This is a genomic window from Acidovorax sp. Root402 (assembly GCF_001425125.1).
In the GTDB taxonomy this organism is placed as follows: domain Bacteria; phylum Pseudomonadota; class Gammaproteobacteria; order Burkholderiales; family Burkholderiaceae_C; genus Acidovorax; species Acidovorax delafieldii.
Map to the genome: position 1 here is coordinate 75,130 of NZ_LMDQ01000017.1, position 18,032 is coordinate 93,161.

Sequence of the window (18,032 nt, forward strand, 5' to 3'; positions counted from 1 at the left end):
ATCAGTTGGCGAACGCGGCGATGCCCGTCTGGGCGCGGCCCAGGATCAGCGCGTGCACATCGTGCGTGCCTTCGTAGGTGTTCACCACTTCCAGGTTCACGAGGTGGCGGGCCACGCCGAACTCGTCGCTGATGCCGTTGCCGCCCATCATGTCGCGGGCCAGGCGGGCAATGTCCAGCGCCTTGCCGCAGCTGTTGCGCTTGATGATGGAAGTGCCTTCCACGCTGGCCGTGCCCGCGTCCTTCATGCGGCCAAACTGCAGGCAGGCCTGCAGGCCGATGGCGATCTCGGTCTGCATATCGGCCAGCTTCTTCTGGATGAGCTGGTTGGCAGCCAGGGGGCGGCCAAACTGCTTGCGGTCCAGCGTGTACTGGCGGGCGGTGTGCCAGCAGAACTCGGCCGCACCCAGGGCGCCCCAGGCGATGCCGTAGCGCGCGCTGTTCAGGCAGGTGAAGGGGCCCTTGAGGCCTTGTACTTCAGGGAAGGCGTTTTCTTCGGGCACGAACACGTCGTCCATCACGATCTCGCCGGTGATGGAGGCGCGCAGGCCCACCTTGCCGTGGATGGCGGGGGCTGTCAGGCCCTTCATGCCCTTTTCCAGCACAAAGCCGCGGATGGGACCCACGGCGCCGCCTTCGGACACTTCCTTGGCCCAGACCACGAACACGTCGGCCACGGGGCTGTTGGTGATCCACATCTTGCTGCCCTTGAGCTTGTAGCCGCCGTCGACCTTGTAGGCGCGCGTGGCCATGCTGCCGGGATCGGAGCCGTGGTCGGGCTCGGTCAGGCCAAAGCAGCCGATCCACTCGCCGCTGGCGAGCTTGGGCAGGTACTTCTGGCGCTGGGCTTCGCTGCCGAATTCATAAATGGGCACCATCACCAGCGACGACTGCACGCTGGCCATCGAGCGGTAGCCCGAGTCCACACGCTCCACTTCGCGGGCGATCAGGCCATAGGCCACGTACGACAGGCCGGGGCCGCCGTATTGCTCGGGGATGGTGGGGCCCAAGAGGCCCACTTCGCCCATCTCGCGGAAGATGCTCACGTCCATCTTTTCGTGGCGGAAGGCGTCCAGCACGCGGGGTGCCAGCTTGTCCTGGCAATACGCTGCGGCGGCGTCGCGGATGGCGCGCTCGTCGTCGGTCAGTTGCTGGCTCAGGAGGAACGGGTCATCCCATTGAAAAGCGGCGTGGGCCATGTGTGTCTCCAGGTCGGAAAGTGGGGGAAGAAAAAAACGAATATGGGACGCATCGTAGGCCTTGGGGTGGTGGCCCGCAAGCGAGTTCTTTTCATCCAGACATGCGTTTATGGAATGTATGGAATACTGGCGGCTCGCTAAGCCAAGGCGTGGCTGGTCACTTAAAAATTCCTCTTCATCATGCGCCGCAACATTCCATCGACCCAGGCCCTGGCCTGTTTTGAAGTGGCCGCCCGCCACGAGAGCTACACCCGCGCCGCGCAGGAGTTGTCGCTCACCCAAAGCGCCGTCTCGCGCCAGATCCAGGCGCTGGAAGAGTTTTTGGGCGTGGCACTGTTTCGCCGCACGCGCCACGGCGTGGTGCTGACGCCTGCGGGCGCGCACTATGGCCGCCAGGTGGCGCGCTGGCTGCAGGGGCTGGAGCGCGATACGCTGGACGTGATGGCCCACCAGGGCGAGGGCGGCACCCTTACGCTGGCCGCGGTGCCCACCTTTGCCACGCGGTGGCTCATCCCCCGCCTGCCGCACCTGGCGCAGGCGCATCCCGATATCGTGGTGCACATCGACACGCAGACACGCCCCTTCTTGTTTGCCGACACCACCTTCGATGCCGCCTTGTATGCCGGCACGCCCGAGCAGGTCGCCAACTGGCCCGGCGTACAGGCGCAACTGCTGATGCACGAAGACGTGGTGCCCGTGTGCAGCCCGCGCCTGCTCGAATCGGCCGCGCCCCGGGGCCGGGGCCGCGCCCACCAGCCCGTGGCCGCCGAGGCGCTGGCCGAGCTGCCGCTGCTGCAGCAAAGCACACGCCCGTACGGCTGGCGCCAGTGGTTCGATGCGATGGGGGTGGAGGCACCGCACGCGCTGGATGGCCCGCGCTACGAGCTGTTCTCCATGCTGGCCGTGGCCGCCACGCATGGCATGGGCGTGGCGCTGATCCCGCCGCTGCTCATCGAGGCCGAACTCGCCAGCGGCGAGCTGGTGGTGGCCTGCAACCGCCCGCTGCGCGGCGAGCGGGCGTACTACCTCATCAGCCCCGCACAGGCCCAGCCCCCGGTGCTGGCCACGTTTGCGCGCTGGCTCCAGAACATGGCCGAGGTGGGTAGCCCGCCGGTTGCGGGATGACGCGCTTGCGCCCACGGGGGCTGTGAACTAATCTGGCCGCGCGGAAGTCTGTCTTTCATTCAGCAACCTTGTTGGAGAGCGACCACCATGACCACTTACCACGCTCCGCATTTCGACCCCACCGTGGACGAGATCGAGACCCTCAAGCAACTGGAGATGGGCGAAGTCATCACGCTGCCCCACGCGCTCAAGGACCATGTGTCGGGGCGACTGCTCGAATGGGGCTTCATCACCAAGGGGACGGGGGGTGAGCTGGCCATCACTGCCAGTGGCCGCCAGTTGATCCGGCGACAGGACAACTGACCCCGCGCGTCGGCCGGCCCCTTGTGCGCATCCGTCGCAGGGTGTGGCGTGGGACCTCCGTGCGGGTGGGTGCCTTTGGCTAAATCCTGGTGCGCGGGCTGGGGTATCCGGGCCCTGTGCCCGCCGTGTGCAGCGTTGGGCCTATCCTGTGCCATTCCCCTTGTCTGGAGCCGCCGTGCCCGCTATGTCCCGTTTGCGCACCACCCTGTGCATCGCCGCGCTGGCCGTTGCCGGTGTGCTGCTGGCGGGTTGCAGCACAGTGCGGCTGGCGTACAACCAGGTGCCCCACCTGGCGTACTGGCAACTGAACCGTTACCTTGACCTGTCGGACGCGCAGACGGAGCGCGTGCGGGGCGACCTGGGCGACCTGCACCGCTGGCACCGCGACACCATGCTGCCCCAGCATGCCGAGCTGTTGCAAAAGGTGCAGCAGCAGTTGCCTGCGACCATCACCCCCGAGCAGGCCTGCCGCATCTATGACGAGGCACGTACACAGCTGGACAAGGTGCTGGCCCATGCCGAGCCCAAGGTGGTGTGGCTGGCCTCGCAGCTGTCCGAGGCGCAGATCCGCAATCTGGAGCGCAAGCAGGCCGACAGCAACGCTGACTGGAAATCCGAATGGCTGGACCCATCGCCCGACAAGATGCGCGAGCGCCGCTTCAAGGACCTCTCGTCGCGGCTCGAAACCTTTTATGGCGCGCTGGACGAGCCCCAGAAGGCCGTGCTGCGCGCCTTTATCGCCCAGTCGGCCTTCGACCCGCAGCGGACCTATGCCGAGCGCGTACGCCGGCAAAAAGACCTGGTGCAGGTGCTGCGCAGCATCCAGGCCGACCGTGGCAACACCGCCCAGGCCCGCACGCTGATGCTCGGCTTTCTGGACCGCGTGGTGACGTCACCGGATGGCGCCTACCAGCGCTACGCACAAGCGCTGGTGGCCGAGGGCTGCGAGGGGTTTGCGCGCCTGCACAACGCCATGACACCTGCGCACCGGCTGCGTGCGGCGCAATCCCTCAAGGGTTATGAGCAGGACTTCCTGTTGCTGGCTGCGCGCTGAGGTGCAGCGCGAGGGTGGGGCGAAGCGCAGAGGCTGCCGCCGCGACGCGAAGGTCAGCAGAACATCATCGCCAGCAGGGCTGCATCCTCGGCCATGTTCTGCAGGGCATAACCCGCCAGCCGGTAGGCCAGCACGGTGGCGTGCGCGATCAGATCCTGGGCGGTCATGGCGGTGGCTGGGTGTGGAGGTGTGCAGAAATCACATGCCGCCGCCACAGCGGCTGGCCCAGCAAAAAGGCCGATAGCTCGTGGAAGCTACCGGCCTTGTTGACTGTGGTGCCCGGGGCCGGAATCGAACCGGCACGCCTTGCGGCGGGGGATTTTGAGTCCGGTGTGGTTTCTCGATTCTATGAGGGTTTGGGGTTCTGACTCATTCTTGCGGCCGCCTAAGAATACGTCGATGTCAGAGCATGGCTTTGTGATTGGCGAGGTCGGGTCAGCGGGGCTATCCACCACCGTATTCCCCAGCACCACCGGTGCCAAGCTGGAACAGCTTCTGCATGGTGCTGCGCTACGCCTCATTGAGAGGCGAGGATCTGTCTATCCGACTGAACTCAGTGTAGGTAGTTCGGGGATGAGGTTGCGGCGACTGGGCTTTGCTCCCTTGGCTCTGTCCGCGGCCTTCGCCTTGGCTTTGCGCTTTGGCGACTCCCGATGCAGCTCCCCTGTGACGGCCAGGGTGTTGATGGCCTTCATGAAGGCCTCACGCTGGAACCGCCATTCGTGCCCCATTCGTATGCCTGGTAACACGCGGTTGCGGGCATGCTCATCAATAGTAGAAGTCGCACAGCCCATCATCTGGGCGACTTCTGCGGAGGTGAAAATTTCCTTTTCGGGTGTCATGGTGTGATTCTCCGACGTTCATGCTACTGACGCTTGGCCAGGCAACCACTCACCAGCAGAATCCAGCAAGCGATTGGCGGCGTTCGCCTCGCAATCAGATTGGTAGAACGCGAGAAGCCCTCCGAGACTCAACAGAGTCCGCGCACCGGTGAAGTTGGCGCGCTGCAGGATGCGCCAGAGGTGGTCACCACCAGCAGCGGCGTGATCATCACCAAGACGATGACTCAGTGTGTTGGGCTGAATGTTCCTATAGTGGGCCTCCTCTAGTTCGATGCGGCAAGATGCCATCACCCTTGTATGTCACGGTAGGTTACCCAAATATGAGCCATACTGCTAGAATCTGAGGCTGTCTACTGTGCATTTGTACAGCTTTTAACCAACTGGAGGAGTTGCTATGGCTTATTCTGCTTATGCAGTCGCTAACGCTTTCGTCCAGCGGGCGACTGGGGGATATTTGCGCAATCTCTCCCCGATGAAGCTGCAGAAGCTGATGTTTTTCGCGCATGCGTGGTACTTGAAGGGGCGAAGAGTGCCTCTTCTGGATGACAGTTTTGCGCGCTGGACTCATGGACCAGTTATTCCTTCGATTTACCATGAGTTCAAGGCCTATGGTTATCGACCAATCGATAAGCTGGCCACGACGTTATCGCTTAGTCCAAATGGCTATGCAATGAATGTTCCGACTGTCCCTCCAACAGATTTGGATACCTGGGCGCTGATTGACGCAGTCATTGCCAAATACGGGCATCTTGATGGGCCTGCATTGTCAGCTCTGACGCATCAACCGAATTCAGCTTGGGCTGCTAAGCCGGCTGACGGGTCGCCCATTACTGCCGATGAGATTTTGGCTGACCCAACTATTCAGTAATGGTTGACGAAGAGCCTCCAAAAGGACCGGTCCCGAGTGCGTTGGATAGCCCGGATTGGCGCACATTTTTGCTATCTGCACCTACGAGTGCGATTGATGACGCATTGGTTCGCGCAGGCGAACAACCTCCGAAGGTAGACACTCCGCCCTCTGGAAGCGATGCTGATGTAATCAAAGATCAGGTCGTAGCTGATATGGAGGCAAATCGGCTTCTGCGTGAGAAATATGCAGAGAAGGCTCATTGGCTTGCCTCAGCATGCTTGTGGGGGTGGGGAATGATGCTCCTGGCTACTGGAGTAGTTAACGGTGTCCGAGGACAAGATCTCTGGAGTGACAAGGTCATCATCGCGGTAACAACCGGGGTCACTGTCAGCGTTCTCGCTGCGTTCCTCGGGGTCATCCGGGGCCTTTTTCCTAACGGTCAATCGAAAGAGTCGCAGAAGTCAGGCAAGTAGAGCCCGCTATCAAGCGGGCTTTTTCAAGTCAGCTGGGCAGGGCACGGATCTCCGAAACTTGGCCGCAGGCGCTGTTCGATCTCGAAGCCTTCTACTACACCACTCGCGAGAGCACGGCCTTCGGGCGAAAGGAAATGCCTCGGGTTCCTCCCGTTCGCTTTGCGATCTTGGCAGGAGGTGAGGGCGACTCGTACATCATCCAGAAGATGACCAGCCTGGCAGGGGGATGAAGAAGCTTGCTGTTCAGCTTCCTCCTGTGGTCGGCCCTTGGAGAAAGAGCTGACCAAAAGCTGCGTATCCTGACGCTCCAAGTTCGTAAAGATCTTTCCCAAACTTCACGATCTTGGATCCGGTTTCCGCCACCTTTGCGGCTTTGGAGATCAGGTCCATACCCTTAGATACGGCCTTCTGTGCTTCTGGCCCCGCCTGTGCGACGGCCGTCACCAGTTCTTCAGGGGCGTTTGTCATTTCGCCGACTTGCTTATTCACGGCATCGACGATGGGCTGGACACCGTTCAGGCGGTAGAGCATGAGTGCGATGCGCAACTCTTCTATTTGGCTTTCCAATAAGTCTCTCAATCCATCCGGCAAATCTGCGTTTCGGAGCAGGTCTTCCTGATCAGCAATCGCTTGAATCAGTGCTGCCAGAGCATCTGCGTCAATGTCGTTTTCGTCGAACTTGGAAAGGGTCCACTCCATCCAGGCAAGATTTGCCCGAACCTCCGCAGAGGTGACTTTGGCGTGGACAGACCCCCATCCCTGATGAAGGTGTGTGGTCTGGAAAACGTCATTGAGACCAGTTAACGTCCTCGCATAAAGGGCCTCAGGGACTTCCAACAGCTTGAGCTTGGTTTCGAGGGTTCGGAGTTCTTTGCGGATAGCACGTAGAGCCAGTATCACGCTGTCGTCGGACACATCCACACCTACTGAAGAGAGCCACCGATGCCAGCCGGACACCTGCGCTTCCCCGTGGGACAACGGCAAGAATGCTTCCACCACTGCGCTTATTCGAGATGCTGGGTTCATTGAAATACCTCCATACAGCACTCTAGCAGGCGATATTGCTTGTGCCAGTCGCCCACACTGGGGTTTGCACCCCGCCCCGCGCGGGCTTTTCTCACGCCTGCTGCAATGGGCGCCGAACTGCGAAATTTGGCCGCAGGCGCTGTTCGGCCTTCAGGGGGCATCATTCGTCATCCCGACCAAGGAGTGACCGATGACCCCAAAGCAATGGCCTGATGAAACAAAGTCGCGCGCCGAGAAGGCGATGTCTGATCTTGAAGCCTTCTGGTCGAACTTCAGGAATAGCACGCAAGCAGGGCGCAGGGATCTTCTACCTCTGTTGACTCGGATTCGACTGGCTGTGGTTAGCGCCAGCCAGTCTGATGCCTACGTCCTCGACCGTCTTGCGAAGCTGCAAGACGCCTGCAAGCAACTTTCCCGGATTCAGCAACGCAGCAGCTTCGAGGAGGATGCTCAAATCGTCTTCGCGCTGGGTGATCTCTCCATGATCCGCTCGCAGCTTCAGATGATTGGACTGGTGGAAGATGAGTTTCCGTCGCCACCGTAGAGAATCGGTGCACATTCAGCACTGGAGACCTCATGCGCCATGTCATGGCCGCCGCCATCCTGACAACCTGCATTCCCGCCTGGGCTGACCAGCCCCTTACCTTCGCCGCGCTAGACGATGGCTATGCCGTGAGTTCCACCGCCACGGGCACCGTGCGCAAGGAGGGGCCCTTCCTGGCCGTGGCGTTGAAAGTCTCGGGCTTTTGCTTTTTAGCCATGAACCCATAAGGGCGTACGGGCAGCGCATGGCCGGCACTTACACAATCAAAAGGACGCCTTCTGGATCTTTTTCCGTCGACATTTGCATGCCTGGAGCTGAGATTCAGACACAGAAGTTAGACGTCTTACCTGTCGCGCTCAAATACGCAATTTTCCGTATCGAGTTCGGCGACTCGACTGCTGGAGCTAAAGTCGGCAATGACGAGTGGGAGATTCCAGAAGAAGTATTTTTTGAGTGCGCCCATCTTTTGGCACGACAAAAGCTCGGCGAGTGACTCTGTCCTCCATCAGAGTGTGCAGCGCTAAATCTCACTCAGTTCGGCGCGCGTTTCTTTTTCCAAATGGGGCATGTCACGCAATTCGTCATACAGATTTTTTGCCGCCTCATTTGCTTTCGACATTGCCGGAAGCACAGCGTGAGTAAGCCATTGACGCTGATCTGGAGTTGCCTGCTTCAGAAGGGTTTGTGCTTTGATTGTTAAGTCATTGTTTGAGTGCCCAAAAGCGAGCAACTCGGTTCGCAGAAGTTCTTGTGTTTTTTCGAACGCTTGGTAAGCGCTGTTGAGCGAGATGGCGCCACGTCGCATCTCAACATCTACCCCTTCGATTGGCTCTACCCTGCTTCTTAGACCTTGTACGTTGATCAGATGGTTTACGGTACGCATGAGTCGCTTGAGTGCAAGGCGTTGGCGATTCACGTCATCCAGCAAGCCTGTCACATTTCGTATGGTTTGAAGATGGATTTGAAGGTTCGCCGAGTGCAGTCGAATGTTCGAGGCGTAGCGATTCTGTGACTGCATGCCAAGAATCAATGCAACGAATTCCAGCTCGATGGACTGATTTTGGGTTCTGAAACTGGTGTCACTTTCAAGTGCAGTTACTCGTTCCAATATTTCATCTACACGAAGAGCTGTCGCAGCACCAGCCATGCGTTCCGGAAACCTTGGTATTTGCCTTGATTGGGTAGGATACGTTGGTGAACGATAGTGGAGCGCCCCATTTGGAAGGCTTCTCCCAGCATCAGCGATATCTGTGACAGCGTCTGCAACGGCAGAAACCTTGCGCGCTATGCCGCCAACCACTCCGGCTGCTTGGCTAACCCAACCAGCAATCATCTCCAAAAATGACATCTGGACCTCCGTTGTGCCAGTGTAAGCGGCGGGTAGCTGACTCAAGCTTCGCGCGATTTGAGGCGTGCTCGGCACCACGAAAAAAGGCCCCGAGGCTGATGCCTGGAGGCCTTTGTCTTTCGTTTGCGGAACGCCCCGGCGAACGAACGCGGAACATGCTGCAAAAAATATAGCTAGAAAGCTATGGTGCCCGGGGCCGGAATCGAACCGGCACGCCTTGCGGCGGGGGATTTTGAGTCCCCTGCGTCTACCAATTTCACCACCCGGGCGGAATATGTGAAGCCCTGAATTATGGCACAGTAGGGCGTATGAAATATCCGACGATTGAAGACGCGGTAGGCAACACGCCGCTGGTGGCGCTGCAGCGCATTGGGGCCCAGGACAACGCCGCGCGGGGCAATGTGGTGCTCGGCAAGCTGGAAGGCAACAACCCGGCGGGGTCCGTCAAGGACCGGCCTGCACTGTCGATGATCCGCCGCGCCGAAGAGCGTGGCGACATCCGCCCTGGCGACACGCTGATCGAGGCCACGTCGGGCAATACCGGCATCGCTTTGGCGATGGCCGCGGCCATCAAGGGCTACCGCATGGTGCTGGTGATGCCTGAGGACTTATCCATCGAACGCGCCCAGACCATGAAGGCCTTTGGTGCAGAACTGGTACTCACGCCCAAGAGCGGCGGCATGGAGCACGCCCGTGACCTGGCCGAGGCCATGCAAAAGCGTGGTGAGGGCAAGGTGCTGGACCAGTTTGGCAACCCCGACAACCCCCGCATTCACTACGAAACCACGGGCCCCGAGATCTGGGAGCAGACCGGCGGGCGCATCACCCACTTCGTGAGCGCCATGGGCACCACGGGCACCATCACGGGCGTGTCGCGGTTTCTCAAGGAGAAGAACCCTGCCATCCAGATCATTGGTGCACAGCCCGAAGAAGGCTCGCGCATCCCGGGCATCCGCAAGTGGCCGCAGGAGTACCTGCCCAAGATTTATGACGCCAGCACGGTCGATGAGCTGGTGTATGTGAGCCAGGACAGCGCCGAAGACATGTGCCGTCGCCTCGCGCGCGAAGAGGGCATTTTTGCCGGCATCTCGGCTGCAGGCGCGTGCTGGGTGGCGCAGCAGATCGCTTCGCGCGACAGCAATGCCACCATCGTGTTCATCGTGTGCGATCGGGGCGACCGGTATTTGTCGACCGGGGTGTTTCCTGCGTGACCTGTGGAATGGCCTGCGCAATGGGCTCCATGGGCATTGCCGGGTGCCTCCTCGCAGGTTTTTGAATCAGAATGGCTGCTTGTGCTAGTTGAACATGCCTCAGCAGCTACATAAAAGATAGCGTATGCCCTACGAAGTTCGTTTTTGCCCCCACTGTGCCACCGAGTTGCAGCCCATCACGCTGGCCGAGGATGGCGGCGACAAGGAGCGGCTGCGCTGCCCCGCCTGCGGCTGGACGCACTGGAACAATCCCACGCCCGTGCTGGCTGCCATTGTGGAGATCGACGGCAAGGTGCTGCTGGCGCGCAATGCGGCGTGGCCCGGCAAGATGTTTGCGCTGATCACCGGCTTCATGGAGGCGGGCGAGTCGCCCCAGGAGGGCATTGCGCGCGAGGTCAAGGAAGAGACCAACCTCGATGTGCAGTCCGCCACCCTGGTGGGGGCCTACGAGTTTTTGCGCATGAACCAGGTCATCATTGCCTACCACGTGGTGGCCACCGGGCAGGTGCAACTGTCGCCGGAGCTGGTGGACTACCGACTGTACGATCTGCCAGACCTCAAATGCTGGCCTGCGGGCACGGGCTACGCGCTGGCCGACTGGCTGCGCACACGGGGCCACGAGCCCGTGTTTTTCACGGCCGAAGAAAATGCAGAACGCCGCCGTGGGCTGGACGAACAAGCCCCGGCCGCGACGCCGCCAAAGGATTGATGACCATGGACATTCACAAAGAAATCGACACCCGGGGCCTGAACTGCCCCCTGCCCATCCTCAAGGCCAAGAAGGCGCTGTCGGACATGGCCAGCGGCCAGCTGCTCAAGGTGGTGGCGACAGACAACGGATCGCTGCGCGACTTTCAGGCGTTTGCCAAGCAGACCGGCAACGAGCTGGTGGAGCAACAGACCGTGGGCGAGGAGTTCATCCACATCCTGCGCCGCCGTTGAACGTAAAAATAGCTGCCAGCGCTTATCCAATAAGCACGGGCAGCTATCGATTATGAAGTTTTAGAGGGCTTGGCCGACTGCGTTTACAGCGCCAGGTTCTTCAGGTAGTCCCGGAAGTGCGCCCCCACCTGCGGGTGCTGTAGGGCCAGTTCCACCGTCGCTTCCAGAAACCCTTCCTTGCTGCCGCAGTCGTAGCGCTTGCCTTCGTACTGGAACGCGTAGACGGCTTCATTGTTCATCAGGCGCGCAATGCCGTCGGTGAGCTGGATCTCGCCGCCCACGCCCCGTGGCTGGTTGCGGATCTCGTCAAATACGCCGGGCGTGAGGATGTAGCGGCCCGCCACGCCCATGCGCGAGGGGGCATCGGCCGCCTTGGGCTTTTCGACAATGCGCTGGATGCGGATCAACGGGCCACCGGCAGGCTCGCCCGCCACGATGCCGTACTTGTGCACCTGGTCCTCGGGCACCTCTTGCACGGCGATCACCGAGCGGCCTTGCTGGCGGAACGCGGTCGCCATCTGCGCCAGGACGGGCTGACCGCCCTGGGGACCCACCATCAAATCGTCAGCCAGCAGCACGGCAAAGGGCTCCTTGCCCACCAGAGGCTCCGCGCACAACACCGCGTGGCCCAGCCCCAGCGAGCGCGGCTGGCGCACAAAGGCGCAGTCCATGTCGCTGGGCTGGATGGAGCGCACCAGCTCCAGCAGTTCCTTCTTGCCGGCTGCTTCCAGCTCGGCCTCGAGCTCGTAGGCGGTGTCGAAGTGGTCTTCAATGGCGCGCTTGCTGCGGCCAGTCACAAAAATCATGTGGCGGATGCCGGCGGCGTAGGCCTCTTCCACTGCGTACTGGATCAGTGGCTTGTCCACCACGGGCAGCATCTCCTTCGGGCTGGCCTTGGTGGCGGGCAGAAAACGCGTGCCCAGTCCGGCAACGGGGAAAACGGCTTTGCGAACGGTCGTGGCAACAGTCATGGGGCTCCTCTGGACGGATGGGTGGCGGTGTGCCCGGGCTGCGCTGCAGCCCGCAACCCACACCGGCAAAACATGAAAACGAGGCGGGCAGCCCCTACGGGACGGGCTGCCATGGCGCAGTATGGCCCGGGTTTTAGCCCAGCCGTGTCAGCTGATCGCGCAATCTGCCCAGCGTGGCGCCGAAGTCGGCAATGCGCTTTTTCTCCTGCTCGATCACCGCCGCAGGGGCCTTGGCCACGAAAGCCTCGTTGGACAGCTTGTTGTTGGCCTTGGTGACCTCACCGTCGATGCGGGCGATTTCCTTGGACAGGCGCGCCTTCTCGGCCGCCACGTCGATCTCCATGTACAGGCACATGCGGGCGTCACCCACCACGGCCACGGGCGCGGCCTGCGCGGCGGCGGCCCAGGCGGACTCGTCGTCGAACACCTTCACCTCGCTGAGCTTGGCCAACGCCTGTAGCACCGGGCCCACGCCACGCATGAACTCGGTGTCGCCCACCACGTACAGGGGCAGGCGGGTGGAGGGGGACACGTTCATCTCGCCCCGCAGCGCGCGGCATGCGTCCACCAGGCCCTTCACGCGGCCCATGTGGGCAATCGCGGCCTCGTCGATCTTCTCGGGCTGGGCCTGGGGGTAGCGCGCAATGCTGACCGACTCGCCCGGGATGCCGGCCACAGGTGCCACCACCTGCCACAGGGCCTCGGTGATGAATGGGATGATGGGGTGGGCCAGGCGCAGGATGGCTTCGAGCGTGCGGATCAGCGTGCGGCGCGTGGCGCGTTGCTGCGCTTCGGTGCCGTTCTGGATCTGCACCTTGGCGATCTCCAGGTACCAGTCGCAGTACTCGTTCCAGACAAAGTCGTAGATCGTGTTGGCCACGTTGTCCAGGCGGTATTCCTCAAAGCCCTTGGCGACTTCGGCCTCGGTCTTTTGCAGCAGCGAGCTGATCCAGCGGTCGGCCTGGCTGAACTGCATGTAGCCGTGGGCCGGGCCGCCGGGTTGGCATTCTTCCTTGGTGTGCTCCTTCAGGCCGCAGTCCTGGCCTTCGCAGTTCATCAGCACAAAGCGGCTGGCGTTCCAGAGCTTGTTGCAGAAGTTGCGGTAGCCCTCGCAGCGCTTGCTGTCGAAGTTGATGCTGCGGCCCAGCGATGCCAGTGCGGCAAAGGTAAAGCGCAGCGCATCAGCGCCATAGGCCGGAATGCCCTCGGGGAATTCCTTTTGCGTGTTCTTGCGCACGGTGGGCGCGGTCTCGGGCTTGCGCAGGCCGGTGGTGCGCTTGTCGAGCAGGGGCTCCAGCGCAATGCCGTCGATCAGGTCCACCGGGTCGAGCACGTTGCCTTCGGACTTGGACATCTTCTTGCCCTGCGCGTCGCGCACCAGGCCGTGGATGTACACATGCTTGAACGGCACGCGGCCCGTGAAGTGCGTGGTCATCATGATCATCCGGGCGACCCAGAAGAAAATGATGTCGTAGCCCGTGACCAGCACGGTGCTGGGCAGGTACAGGTTGAAGTCGTCGGTGGCGCTGTCGCCCTGGTCGGGCCAGCCCATGGTGCTGAAGGGCACGAGGGCGGACGAGTACCAGGTGTCCAGCACGTCCTCGTCGCGACGCAGCTTCTTGCCGGGCGCCTTGGCCTGGGCTTCGGCTTCGTCGCGGGCCACGATCACGTTGCCTTCTTCGTCGTACCAGGCCGGAATCTGGTGGCCCCACCACAGCTGGCGGCTGATGCACCAGTCCTGGATGTTGTTCATCCACTGGTTGTAGGTGTTCACCCAGTTCTCGGGCACAAAGGTCACTTCGCCGCTGGCCACCGCGTCGATGGCCTTTTGCGCAATGCTCTTGCCCGTGGGGTCCTGGTCGCTCACCTTGCTCATGGCCACGAACCACTGGTCGGTCAGCATGGGCTCGATCACCTGGCCGGTGCGGGTGCAGATCGGCACCATGAGCTTGTGCTTCTTCACCTCGACCAGCGCGCCGAGGGCTTCGAGGTCGGCCACCACGGCCTTGCGGGCGACGAAGCGGTCCATGCCCTGGTACTTGGCGGGGGCGTTCTCGTTGATGGTGGCCTGCAGGGTCAGCACCACGATCATGGGCAGCTTGTGGCGCTGGCCCACGGCGTAGTCGTTTTGGTCGTGTGCTGGCGTCACCTTCACCACGCCCGTGCCAAATTCCTTGTCGACGTACTCGTCGGCGATCACCGGGATCTGGCGGTCGCACAGCGGCAGGTTGACCATCTTGCCGATGAGGTGGGTGTAGCGTGCATCCTCGGGGTGCACCATCAGCGCCACGTCGCCCAGCATGGTTTCAGGCCGGGTGGTGGCCACCGTCAGGCTGCCCGATCCATCGGCCAGCGGGTAGGCGATGTGCCAGAGCGAGCCGTCTTTTTCTTCGCTCTCGACTTCCAGGTCGGACACGGCGGACTGCAGCTTCGGGTCCCAGTTCACCAGGCGCTTGCCGCGGTAGATCAGGCCCTGCTCGTAGAGCTTCACGAAGGTGTCGGTCACCACCTTGGAGAGCTTGTCGTCCATGGTGAAGTATTCACGGCTCCAGTCCACGCTGTCGCCCATGCGGCGCATCTGCGTGGTGATGGTGTTGCCGGACTTTTCCTTCCACTCCCACACCTTGCTCACAAAGTTCTTGCGCGCCTCGGGCGGGGTGGGGCCCATGTCGTAGCGGCTGATGCCTTGCTCCTGCAGCTGGCGCTCCACCACGATCTGCGTGGCGATGCCCGCGTGGTCGGTGCCCGGCACCCACACCGTGTTGAAGCCGCGCATGCGGTGGTAGCGCGTGAGGCTGTCCATGATCGTCTGGTTGAATGCATGGCCCATGTGCAGCGTGCCTGTGACGTTGGGCGGGGGCAGCTGGATGGAGAAGGCGGGCTCGCCCGCCTGGGGCTGACCCGTGCCACGGTGGCCTGCGGTGCCATAGCCGCGCTTTTCCCATTCGGGGCCCCAGTGGGCTTCCAGTGCGGCAGGTTCAAACGACTTGGACAGGCTTTCGAGGCCGGGTTGTGGTTGGGGCGTGCTCATGGGGTGTCGCAGTGGGGGCAGTGGGGCGGAGCGGCCGCAGGGAGCGCTCCGACGAACAAGAGGGTGAACCGCACATTTTAAGGGACCGCCACCCCGGCGCTGGCCCCGCGGGGGCTTGGGCCGTTTGGCCATTGCGCGCCGTCTGTCGGCCGATTCTTTCCAATGGTTACCTTGAGCCTGGGTGCGCGGGTGAATGCGTCCTGATAATCCCGCCCCACAGAGCGAGGAGGGCGCGGCAACGCGGACCAAGTTCTACGGATCACGATTTACAACAAGGACTGGTGCGGTGGCTTGCGGGGGCGTTCAGCCTTCCGGTGCCACGGTGCCGGGCCGTCACAACCATCCGAACCTATGACGTTTCAATCTGCCTGGCGCCTGGGCCTGGTCAAGGTCTTTGCCTATGCGCTGCTGGCGCTGTTTCTGGTGCCTGCGGTGACCTACGTGTTCACCCGCCATGTTCAGACCGACCAGGACACCCGTTTTGTGGCTGGCATCAGCCAGCGCATCGATGCCGAAAAGGGCCTGCCCGCCGACGAGAAACAGGCGCGCAAGGACTACTACCGCAGCAACCCGCCGTCCACCATCTGCGGCAATGCAGACCCCGAGGCCCGCGAGTACCGCGATGCGCTGTGCGACACCTTCTCCGATGTCTGGCAGTTCCACATGGCGCGCAAGCTGTCGCTGTGGACGCTGGTGGCCAGCGCGGCGCTGCTGCTGGCGGTGCTGGGGCTGGGGGCGCTGGCGTTTGCCGACCGCACGCTGCAGTACGTGAGCTTTGTGGCGGGCTGGCGCCTGACCTCCTGGGCCAGCGCCACGGCGCTGGTGGTGCAAGGGGCAATGGCAGTGTGGCTGTCGTTCTGGGTGACGGCGTTTTTCTTCCACAAGTACTCGCCCAAGCTGGTGCTGTTTGTGGGGTTTGCCGTGGCGGCGGGGGTGCTGGTGGCGGTGGCGGGCATCTTCAAGCGGGTGCAGTCCAGCAACCAGGTGGTGGGCGAGCTGGTGGCCGAGGCCGATGCGCCGCTGCTGTGGCAGCGCATCCGCCACCTGGCGCAGCGCCTGAAGACAGAGCCGCCCCGGCACATCGTGGCTGGCATTGATGCCAACTTCTTTGTGACCGAGGCCCCGATCACCGTGGGCCAGCAAACCCTCACGGGCCGCACGCTGTTTGTGAGCCTGCCACTGCTGCGCATCCTGGACCAGACCGAGGCCGACGCCGTGCTGGGCCATGAACTGGCCCACCTGCGCGGGGGCGACACGCGGCGCAGCGCGCAGCTGGGGCCCAAGCTGGTGCAGTTTGACCACTACCGCCACGCCATCCGCACCGGCGGGCTGTCGGCCATGGCGTCGCCGCTGCTGGACCTGTACCGCACCATTTTCGAAATCGCCCTGGCCAGCGATAGCCGCGAGCGTGAGTTCAAGGCCGACCGCCTGGCGGCCAAGCTGGTGAGCCCGGCGGCGATTGCACAGTCGCTGGTGAAGATTGCCGCCTATGCCCAGTACCGCTACCGCATTGAGGATGAACTGTTTGGCCGCAACGAGCGGCACGACAACAGCACGCTGGGCATTGCCAGTTTTGTGGCCCAGGGGCTGGCGCCGTACGCGGCATCGCCCGACTTTGTGGATGCGATGAAGACGGCCAATGTGCCGCACCCCTTCGACTCACACCCCGCCATGCCCGAGCGCCTGCGCAACGTGGGTATGGCCCTGAAAGAGCGCGACTACGGCGCCATCGCCGTGCGCGTGCCTGCCACCACCTGGGTGCAGGAGATCCTGACCGCCGACGCCATCGAGCAGCGGCTGTGGAGCGCCTACGAGCAGCAGTTTGCGCAAGACCACGAGCGCAGCCTGGCCTACCGCTACGAGCCCGCGAACGACGAGGAGCGTGCCCTGGTGCTTCAGTACTTCCCGCCCGTGGTGTTTGCCCTCAAGGGCGATACGACGGTGGAGGTGAGTATCGATGGTATCCGCACCTCGGCCGATGAGACCACGGTGTTCTGGGACGCCATCAAGGGGCTGGAATTCAAGGAAAGCAGCTTTGGCAACGCGCTGATCGTGACCCACCCCGAGAAGAACGCCTTGGGCCTGGGCGCCAAGACCAGCAAGATCAAGCTGCCCGGCCTCAAGAAGGACAAGGACCAGTTCAACGCGGTGGTCAGCCACTACTGGCAGCGCCACCAGATCATGCGTGCGCAGCAACAGGCAGCGGGATGATTGCTATATTTTGTATAGCTGCTGAGGCAATAGGATGTAGCGCTTCAGCGCTGTAGGGCCGAAAATCCCATCGCAAAGCGGTGGGAGGGCCGTTTGACGGGGCTGCGCACCACAGCCAGTGCAGCCGACCCCGTGGATCGTGGAGGCCTGGGGTCAGGTCGGCTTACTTGCGCACAAACTCCGGCCGGTCGTTTTGCTGGGGCTTGAGCGGCGCGTCCACCTTGCCTTCGGCGCGTTCCTTGCGCCATTGCTCCTTGCGGGCTGTCCACTCGCGCAGGCGGGCGTGGGCCACGGTGCTGTCTTTTTCCATCTGCTCGCCATTGGCCAGCTGGGCCGACAGCTCCAGGCGAATGCCGTTGGGATCGAAGAAATAGATGCTCTTGAAGATGTGGTGGTCCGTCACGCCCAGCACTTCCACACCATGCGCCTCCAGGCGCTGCTTGGTGTTCTCCAGCTCCTGCACGGTGTTCACGCGGAACGCGATGTGGTTGACCCACAGGGGCGTGTTGGGCGAGGGCTCGGCCTTCACGTCGTCGCCCAGGTCGAAAAAGGCGATGAACGAGCCGTCCTGCAGGCGGAAGAAGAAGTGGGTGTAGGGGCAGTACTCGCCGGTGCTGGGCACATAGTCGCTCTGGATGATGTGGTACAGCGGCAAGCCCAGGATGTCTTCATAGAACTGGCGCGTTTCCTCAGCGTCGCGGGCCTTGTAGGCGTAGTGGTGCAACTGCTGGATGGCGGCGGGTGCCGGCAGGCTGGCCAGGTCGGTCGGGTTCAGAACGGCGTTCATGCAGAGTCTCCTCAAATCGGTGAACGTAATTCTACTATTCGTAATTGATTTACGTTAAGTTAATTTTTTATACCCAGAAGGCTGGCAGATGAGGACGGGCTGGCCCAAAGAAAAAG

At 62.1% G+C, this 18,032-nt stretch carries 18 protein-coding genes and 1 tRNA gene; 11 read left to right on the forward strand and 8 right to left on the reverse strand.

The genetic code is table 11. The annotated features are described in order from the left end of the window. Position 1: 1 nt before the first annotated feature. Positions 2-1,198 carry an acyl-CoA dehydrogenase gene (locus ASC83_RS19895; RefSeq protein ID WP_015015345.1) on the reverse strand — a complete coding sequence of 399 codons (1,197 nt, stop codon included), beginning with the start codon at positions 1,196-1,198 and terminating at the stop codon, positions 2-4. 180 nt (positions 1,199-1,378) lie between these two features. Here ASC83_RS19895 and ASC83_RS19900 point away from each other — a divergent pair, with 180 nt between their 5' ends. The 3 genes from ASC83_RS19900 to ASC83_RS19910 all read left to right on the forward strand — a co-directional run bounded on the left by ASC83_RS19900 (position 1,379) and on the right by ASC83_RS19910 (position 3,680). Next, positions 1,379-2,323: a LysR family transcriptional regulator gene (locus tag ASC83_RS19900; protein ID WP_056066774.1), complete on the forward strand. Its 945-nt coding sequence runs from the start codon at positions 1,379-1,381 to the stop codon at positions 2,321-2,323. A gap of 87 nt (positions 2,324-2,410) precedes the next feature. Then, the gene (locus tag ASC83_RS19905) at positions 2,411-2,626 is read left to right on the forward strand and encodes a hypothetical protein (RefSeq protein WP_015015343.1); all 216 of its coding nucleotides are present in this window, start codon (positions 2,411-2,413) and stop codon (positions 2,624-2,626) included. A 184-nt stretch (positions 2,627-2,810) separates the two neighbouring features. Then, positions 2,811-3,680, forward strand: a complete 870-nt coding sequence (locus ASC83_RS19910) for a DUF6279 family lipoprotein (RefSeq protein ID WP_235509429.1) — start codon at positions 2,811-2,813, stop codon at positions 3,678-3,680. 539 nt (positions 3,681-4,219) lie between these two features. On the opposite strand, the gene ASC83_RS19915 is transcribed toward ASC83_RS19910, so the two are convergent. After that, complete coding sequence (locus ASC83_RS19915) at positions 4,220-4,522, reverse strand: helix-turn-helix domain-containing protein (RefSeq protein ID WP_056066784.1); 303 nt, start codon at positions 4,520-4,522, stop codon at positions 4,220-4,222. 394 nt (positions 4,523-4,916) lie between these two features. Here ASC83_RS19915 and ASC83_RS23700 point away from each other — a divergent pair, with 394 nt between their 5' ends. Beyond that, positions 4,917-5,390 carry a Panacea domain-containing protein gene (locus ASC83_RS23700; RefSeq protein ID WP_082522536.1) on the forward strand — a complete coding sequence of 158 codons (474 nt, stop codon included), beginning with the start codon at positions 4,917-4,919 and terminating at the stop codon, positions 5,388-5,390. Between the two features lie 698 nt (positions 5,391-6,088). Here ASC83_RS23700 and ASC83_RS19925 read toward each other — a convergent pair. After that, positions 6,089-6,871, reverse strand: a complete 783-nt coding sequence (locus ASC83_RS19925) for a hypothetical protein (RefSeq protein ID WP_156379571.1) — start codon at positions 6,869-6,871, stop codon at positions 6,089-6,091. Positions 6,872-7,061: 190 nt separating this feature from the next. On the opposite strand from ASC83_RS19925, the gene ASC83_RS19930 reads away from it, so the two are divergent. Genes ASC83_RS19930 through ASC83_RS19940 form a run of 3 tightly spaced genes read left to right on the forward strand, consistent with a single transcriptional unit; the run spans position 7,062 to position 7,908 of the window. Beyond that, positions 7,062-7,415: a hypothetical protein gene (locus tag ASC83_RS19930; protein ID WP_056066794.1), complete on the forward strand. Its 354-nt coding sequence runs from the start codon at positions 7,062-7,064 to the stop codon at positions 7,413-7,415. A gap of 32 nt (positions 7,416-7,447) precedes the next feature. After that, positions 7,448-7,642, forward strand: a complete 195-nt coding sequence (locus ASC83_RS19935) for a hypothetical protein (protein ID WP_056066797.1) — start codon at positions 7,448-7,450, stop codon at positions 7,640-7,642. A gap of 17 nt (positions 7,643-7,659) precedes the next feature. Then, complete coding sequence (locus tag ASC83_RS19940) at positions 7,660-7,908, forward strand: hypothetical protein (protein ID WP_056066800.1); 249 nt, start codon at positions 7,660-7,662, stop codon at positions 7,906-7,908. 27 nt (positions 7,909-7,935) lie between these two features. On the opposite strand, the gene ASC83_RS24040 is transcribed toward ASC83_RS19940, so the two are convergent. Continuing rightward, positions 7,936-8,763 carry a hypothetical protein gene (locus ASC83_RS24040; RefSeq protein WP_156379572.1) on the reverse strand — a complete coding sequence of 276 codons (828 nt, stop codon included), beginning with the start codon at positions 8,761-8,763 and terminating at the stop codon, positions 7,936-7,938. Positions 8,764-8,947: 184 nt separating this feature from the next. After that, positions 8,948-9,032: transfer RNA gene (locus ASC83_RS19945), tRNA-Leu, on the reverse strand. 39 nt (positions 9,033-9,071) lie between these two features. On the opposite strand from ASC83_RS19945, the gene cysM reads away from it, so the two are divergent. The 3 genes from cysM (at position 9,072) to ASC83_RS19960 (ending at position 10,916) form a co-directional block, all read left to right on the forward strand. Beyond that, on the forward strand, positions 9,072-9,974 hold the full coding sequence (gene cysM / locus ASC83_RS19950) for a cysteine synthase CysM (RefSeq protein WP_056066802.1): 903 nt from the start codon (positions 9,072-9,074) through the stop codon (positions 9,972-9,974). Positions 9,975-10,098: 124 nt separating this feature from the next. Beyond that, a complete protein-coding gene (locus ASC83_RS19955) occupies positions 10,099-10,683 on the forward strand; it encodes an NUDIX domain-containing protein (RefSeq protein ID WP_056066805.1) in 585 nt (194 codons plus the stop codon). A 5-nt stretch (positions 10,684-10,688) separates the two neighbouring features. Beyond that, on the forward strand, positions 10,689-10,916 hold the full coding sequence (locus tag ASC83_RS19960; protein ID WP_056067086.1) for a sulfurtransferase TusA family protein: 228 nt from the start codon (positions 10,689-10,691) through the stop codon (positions 10,914-10,916). An 83-nt stretch (positions 10,917-10,999) separates the two neighbouring features. On the opposite strand, the gene galU is transcribed toward ASC83_RS19960, so the two are convergent. Together galU and ASC83_RS19970 are read right to left on the reverse strand one after the other, a co-directional pair. Then, positions 11,000-11,887 (reverse strand): UTP--glucose-1-phosphate uridylyltransferase GalU, encoded by an 888-nt coding sequence (gene galU, locus ASC83_RS19965; protein ID WP_056066808.1) that lies wholly within the window; start codon positions 11,885-11,887, stop codon positions 11,000-11,002. A 133-nt stretch (positions 11,888-12,020) separates the two neighbouring features. Further along, positions 12,021-14,918 carry a valine--tRNA ligase gene (locus ASC83_RS19970; protein WP_056066811.1) on the reverse strand — a complete coding sequence of 966 codons (2,898 nt, stop codon included), beginning with the start codon at positions 14,916-14,918 and terminating at the stop codon, positions 12,021-12,023. 351 nt (positions 14,919-15,269) lie between these two features. Here ASC83_RS19970 and ASC83_RS19975 point away from each other — a divergent pair, with 351 nt between their 5' ends. Continuing rightward, on the forward strand, positions 15,270-17,129 hold the full coding sequence (locus ASC83_RS19975; protein WP_056066813.1) for a M48 family metallopeptidase: 1,860 nt from the start codon (positions 15,270-15,272) through the stop codon (positions 17,127-17,129). A gap of 163 nt (positions 17,130-17,292) precedes the next feature. Here ASC83_RS19975 and ASC83_RS19980 read toward each other — a convergent pair whose 3' ends face one another. Then, a complete protein-coding gene (locus tag ASC83_RS19980; RefSeq protein ID WP_056066818.1) occupies positions 17,293-17,916 on the reverse strand; it encodes a VOC family protein in 624 nt (207 codons plus the stop codon). Positions 17,917-18,032: the final 116 nt, after the last annotated feature.

What these genes read in the sequence shown, in the direction of transcription:
- ASC83_RS19895 (WP_015015345.1), bottom strand. Translation starts at nt 1,198, where the DNA reads ATGGCCCACGCCGCTTTTCAATGGGATGACCCGTTCCTCCTGAGCCAG.
- ASC83_RS19900 (WP_056066774.1), top strand. Translation starts at nt 1,379, where the DNA reads ATGCGCCGCAACATTCCATCGACCCAGGCCCTGGCCTGTTTTGAAGTG.
- ASC83_RS19905 (WP_015015343.1), top strand. Translation starts at nt 2,411, where the DNA reads ATGACCACTTACCACGCTCCGCATTTCGACCCCACCGTGGACGAGATC.
- ASC83_RS19910 (WP_235509429.1), top strand. Translation starts at nt 2,811, where the DNA reads ATGTCCCGTTTGCGCACCACCCTGTGCATCGCCGCGCTGGCCGTTGCC.
- ASC83_RS19915 (WP_056066784.1), bottom strand. Translation starts at nt 4,522, where the DNA reads ATGACACCCGAAAAGGAAATTTTCACCTCCGCAGAAGTCGCCCAGATG.
- ASC83_RS23700 (WP_082522536.1), top strand. Translation starts at nt 4,917, where the DNA reads ATGGCTTATTCTGCTTATGCAGTCGCTAACGCTTTCGTCCAGCGGGCG.
- ASC83_RS19925 (WP_156379571.1), bottom strand. Translation starts at nt 6,871, where the DNA reads ATGAACCCAGCATCTCGAATAAGCGCAGTGGTGGAAGCATTCTTGCCG.
- ASC83_RS19930 (WP_056066794.1), top strand. Translation starts at nt 7,062, where the DNA reads ATGACCCCAAAGCAATGGCCTGATGAAACAAAGTCGCGCGCCGAGAAG.
- ASC83_RS19935 (WP_056066797.1), top strand. Translation starts at nt 7,448, where the DNA reads ATGCGCCATGTCATGGCCGCCGCCATCCTGACAACCTGCATTCCCGCC.
- ASC83_RS19940 (WP_056066800.1), top strand. Translation starts at nt 7,660, where the DNA reads ATGGCCGGCACTTACACAATCAAAAGGACGCCTTCTGGATCTTTTTCC.
- ASC83_RS24040 (WP_156379572.1), bottom strand. Translation starts at nt 8,763, where the DNA reads ATGTCATTTTTGGAGATGATTGCTGGTTGGGTTAGCCAAGCAGCCGGA.
- cysM (WP_056066802.1), top strand. Translation starts at nt 9,072, where the DNA reads ATGAAATATCCGACGATTGAAGACGCGGTAGGCAACACGCCGCTGGTG.
- ASC83_RS19955 (WP_056066805.1), top strand. Translation starts at nt 10,099, where the DNA reads ATGCCCTACGAAGTTCGTTTTTGCCCCCACTGTGCCACCGAGTTGCAG.
- ASC83_RS19960 (WP_056067086.1), top strand. Translation starts at nt 10,689, where the DNA reads ATGGACATTCACAAAGAAATCGACACCCGGGGCCTGAACTGCCCCCTG.
- galU (WP_056066808.1), bottom strand. Translation starts at nt 11,887, where the DNA reads ATGACTGTTGCCACGACCGTTCGCAAAGCCGTTTTCCCCGTTGCCGGA.
- ASC83_RS19970 (WP_056066811.1), bottom strand. Translation starts at nt 14,918, where the DNA reads ATGAGCACGCCCCAACCACAACCCGGCCTCGAAAGCCTGTCCAAGTCG.
- ASC83_RS19975 (WP_056066813.1), top strand. Translation starts at nt 15,270, where the DNA reads ATGACGTTTCAATCTGCCTGGCGCCTGGGCCTGGTCAAGGTCTTTGCC.
- ASC83_RS19980 (WP_056066818.1), bottom strand. Translation starts at nt 17,916, where the DNA reads ATGAACGCCGTTCTGAACCCGACCGACCTGGCCAGCCTGCCGGCACCC.